The sequence below is a fragment of the Schlesneria sp. genome (assembly GCF_036405755.1).
GTDB classification, from domain to species: Bacteria; Planctomycetota; Planctomycetia; order Planctomycetales; family Planctomycetaceae; genus Schlesneria; species Schlesneria sphaerica.
On record NZ_DASWWZ010000155.1, the window covers coordinates 1 to 3656 of the forward strand.

Genomic DNA, 3656 nt, shown 5'->3' on the forward strand with positions numbered 1-3656 from the left:
CGATCCCGAAAGCAACCACATTGGCATCAGAAAAACACTCATGATGGCATGAAACCCGTGTGTCGAGTCCATCGGCCACGCAATCAGATATCCCAACGCAGTCAACGAGAAGCCCACCAGCGTCAGGTAAGCGATGACCAGCGGCAAGTTCATCCAGGTAAGTCCCGTCGAAATCGGAGGAGCCAGCCCAACCACGGCGAGCGTTGGTCCGATCGCCAGGAACAGCATTGCCTGGAGCAGGGCCAGGATTGTTCCACCACAGACTTTCCCCAGCACAATCGAGAGCCGCGGAATCGGAGCCACCAGGACTCCCTGTAAAAAGCCCTCGCGACGATCTTCAATAATCGAAATCGTCGAGAAAATCGCCGTGAACATGACGATCATGACCGCCACTCCCGGGAAAAAATACTCCTGGAAAGTGACTCCCGACGGACCACGAAAAGAACTCTGCAACCCAGCCCCGAACAGAACCCAGAAAATGATGGGCTGCCCGAGTGCACCAATGATCCGGGTCCGCTGCCGAAAAAATCTCACGAGTTCGCGACTTGCCAGCGAATAGATCGCCATAACGGCCGAACCTCGAACGGCAGTAGCCGAGGCATGGCCTGTGACCGAAGCTGGCGAGAGTGAACTTGTGGCAACCATATTCAGATCCTGGTCTTCCCGGCTAGGCGGGTGTCGATTCCCAGAATCGATGTCCCGCTCTGGCAATGAAAACGTCTTCAAGCGTCGGTTTTGCGTACGAGATTGAGGTGATCTCACTCGGAAAAGCAGCAACAATGTCCCGCAGTAATTCGTGCCCAGCAGGACATTCGATCCTCAGTGCATCGCCGATTCGTCGTGGAGTAACCTGAAACCGTGATTCGATCTGATCCGTCAACTGGTCCGGATTGACGGACTGGATCGTCAGGCAATCCCCCCCGACCGACAGTCGCAGTTCCTCCGGTGTCCCTAATGCGACGATCTCGCCCAGATTGAGAATTCCAAGTCGATCACAACGTTCGGCTTCTTCCATCAGGTGTGTCGTCACGAGGATTGTTGTTCCCTGTTCCTGACGCAGCTTTTCCAGGTACGCCCACAAGTCGTGGCGGGCTCCCGGATCGAGCCCGGTGCTCGGTTCATCCAGCAGCAACAGTCGCGGCTGATGGAGTAGACTCTTGGCAATTTCAACCCGTCGCTTCAAGCCTCCCGATAGCGAATCCACAACATCTCGACGCCGGTCACTGATCCCCAACCGCGCGAGCAGTTCGTCAATCCTTTGCCGGGCAGGTGTGCCAGTCAAGCCGTAGAAGAGAGATTGAAACTTGAGGTTCTCAAGAACGGTCAGCTTCCCATCGAGACTCGGCGACTGGAATGTGACGCCAATCATCTCACGCACAGCTCGAGATTCGGACGCGACATCCAATCCGAGGATTGTCGCCCTTCCCGACTGGACTGGGAGTAGTGTGGCAAGCAGGCGGAAGAGGGTCGTTTTTCCACCTCCGTTGGGCCCCAGCAATCCAAAGATCTCACCTAAGGAGACGGAGAATCGAATCCCACGCAGTGCTTCCCGTTCACCGTACCGGTGCCGCAGCTCTTCAACACTGACAGCGATGCTGTCTGACATTCATTTTCAACCGAGGCGTGAGGATTGGAAAGAGACCATCAGGACATCAGTTCCATCAGGAACAATGTCTCATACAGACAGTGCGCAGCGACAGAGAGGGGAAGTCCGGGGCAGACCGGAATGCAATTCTCCGTGATCGCGAGAGGATCCAAGGACGGAAACTGCATCCGGGCTCTCAAAACGAGTGACTCGCCTGCATCGCCAACATCGAACCTCGACCGAGGCTCAGTGGTGGGAGGAACTCTGGGTCGCCGCTTGATGTTCAGGATAGTCCCGCAACTGAGGGATGTCTTGAACGTAGTAGCTGGCACCGATGTCAGGTCGCAATGAAACAGGAATGGCGAGAGCAATGATCGTCGTCGGTACCAGCAAAAGGTACTTCCATGCTCGCTCAAACTTGAGATGCATGAAATACATCAAAACGCAAAGTGCCTTCGCAACGGCAACGGCCAGCACGATGGCTCCCAACATGATCTTGTTCGGCATTCCGACCAGGTCTGCCGCAACCGAGATCAAGGTGAAAACGCACAAAGCCAGAAACACCTTGAAATAGACACCGCCGTGGGATTCGTGTTGCTCGTGTTCGGTCATACCATGAGGCTTTCAGTTCTAAACCGACGAGATCAGACGGGTGCAATACAGATCGACAAACCTGCAGGTCAATCGTTGATGACGTCAAATAATGTACAACAGCGGGAACAGGAAGATCCACACCAGGTCCACGAAGTGCCAGTACAGACCGACGTTTTCTACCAGGGTCGCATCATCAATCGACAGCCGATGTCCCTTCAGCAGGATCATCAGAAACATGAACAGCCCGATGATCACGTGGATTGCGTGGAACCCCGTCATCAGGAAGTAGTTCGAAGCGAACAGGTTTCCATAAAGAATGGGGTGAGCCGGGTGAAGATCGCTGACCAGGGAAGCAAGCTTTCCTGTGCGCAGTTCTTCGACTTTATGATTGACCTGATCGAGAGTAACTCTGGCATACTTGCCCGCTGAGTTCTCTTCTTTCCGAATCGAATCAAATTGATCGTAAGGAACTTCAAGTGAGAGTTCTGACCGGACGTGCTCTTTCAGATTGACGTACTCGGTATTCAGTTCCGCCAAGGCTAGATCCCCTTGCAACTGCTTCGCTTCCGCAGGTGTGAGGGATTCTGCAGGCTTTTCCGAAAGGGTCTTGATCCGCGCATCAAGATCCGCTTTCTGATCTTCATACTTACCCTGCTGGGGAAAAGCGGCCGCCAGCCGCGTATTGACGATTTTCCCAAACTGTTTGACCACTTTGTCCATGGCCTGCTGATTGTTTTCAGGGATGTGCCCGGGAAGAATATCATGCTCAAATTTGCCGGCGTATTCGATGCTCTTGATGCCGAGGAAGAGGCAACCAAGCAGGAACGTATACAGCATAAATCGCCAGGCTTTGGCATACTGATTCGTTAACAGGCAGTCGTGCGAAACGACGACGAAATAGCTCGACACGATCAGAACAAACGTGTTGATCCCGCCGAACGCGATACTGATGTGTGTCACGTCAGGGCTGGTGGGCCATCCCAGCGAACCCATCCGCATCACGATGTATGTGCCGATGAAGGCCGTGAAGAACATGATCTCGGTCCCCAGGAACAGCCACATTCCCAGTTTGGCATTCGAGATCGGGATACCCATCTTCAAGGTCGGAGCGGCAGCAGCGTGTGTCATATCAGTCTCGTTCGCACGATCCACACAGACCACTTGCGTGGGCAGTGAGATAAGGTGAAGGGTGATTCTTCAAGGATTCATGGATGACAGCAAACTCTCAAATTCGTTCCAGCAGTCGCAAGTGGTCCCAGGTCAGGACAAGCAGGAGCACAGGCAAGTAAACGAGCGATGTCCACAGCACCCGGCGAGCACTGGTTCGTGTCTCATTCCAGGCAAAAAGAATCGATGCAAACAGGTAGGCGAGACCGAGCGCCAGGGCGACCGCGGCGTAGGTCACACCGGCCAGGCCACACTGATAAGGGAGGAGGCTGACAGGAACCAGGCAGGCAGCATAGGCGACTGCCAGCAA

At 54.3% G+C, this 3656-nt stretch carries 4 protein-coding genes and 1 pseudogene; all 5 read right to left on the reverse strand.

Going from position 1 to position 3656, the window contains the following annotated elements; translation table 11 throughout:
- The coding region (locus VGE80_RS05200) for an ABC transporter permease (RefSeq protein ID WP_440591920.1) at positions 1 to 645 on the reverse strand (645 nt) is incomplete at its 3' end.
- A gap of 22 nt (positions 646 to 667) precedes the next feature.
- Positions 668 to 1606 (reverse strand): ATP-binding cassette domain-containing protein, encoded by a 939-nt coding sequence (locus tag VGE80_RS05205; protein WP_440591921.1) that lies wholly within the window; start codon positions 1604 to 1606, stop codon positions 668 to 670.
- A 225-nt stretch (positions 1607 to 1831) separates the two neighbouring features.
- The gene (locus VGE80_RS05210; protein ID WP_397571146.1) at positions 1832 to 2197 is read right to left on the reverse strand and encodes a cytochrome C oxidase subunit IV family protein; all 366 of its coding nucleotides are present in this window, start codon (positions 2195 to 2197) and stop codon (positions 1832 to 1834) included.
- An 84-nt stretch (positions 2198 to 2281) separates the two neighbouring features.
- Positions 2282 to 3307: a cytochrome c oxidase subunit 3 gene (locus VGE80_RS05215; protein WP_373650793.1), complete on the reverse strand. Its 1026-nt coding sequence runs from the start codon at positions 3305 to 3307 to the stop codon at positions 2282 to 2284.
- A gap of 97 nt (positions 3308 to 3404) precedes the next feature.
- Positions 3405 to 3656 (reverse strand): annotated as a pseudogene (locus VGE80_RS05220) (heme o synthase); the annotation flags it as partial.

Coding starts and splice junctions, on each gene's coding strand:
- VGE80_RS05205 (WP_440591921.1), bottom strand. CDS start 1,606: ATGTCAGACAGCATCGCTGTCAGTGTTGAAGAGCTGCGGCACCGGTAC.
- VGE80_RS05215 (WP_373650793.1), bottom strand. CDS start 3,307: ATGACACACGCTGCTGCCGCTCCGACCTTGAAGATGGGTATCCCGATC.
- VGE80_RS05210 (WP_397571146.1), bottom strand. CDS start 2,197: ATGACCGAACACGAGCAACACGAATCCCACGGCGGTGTCTATTTCAAG.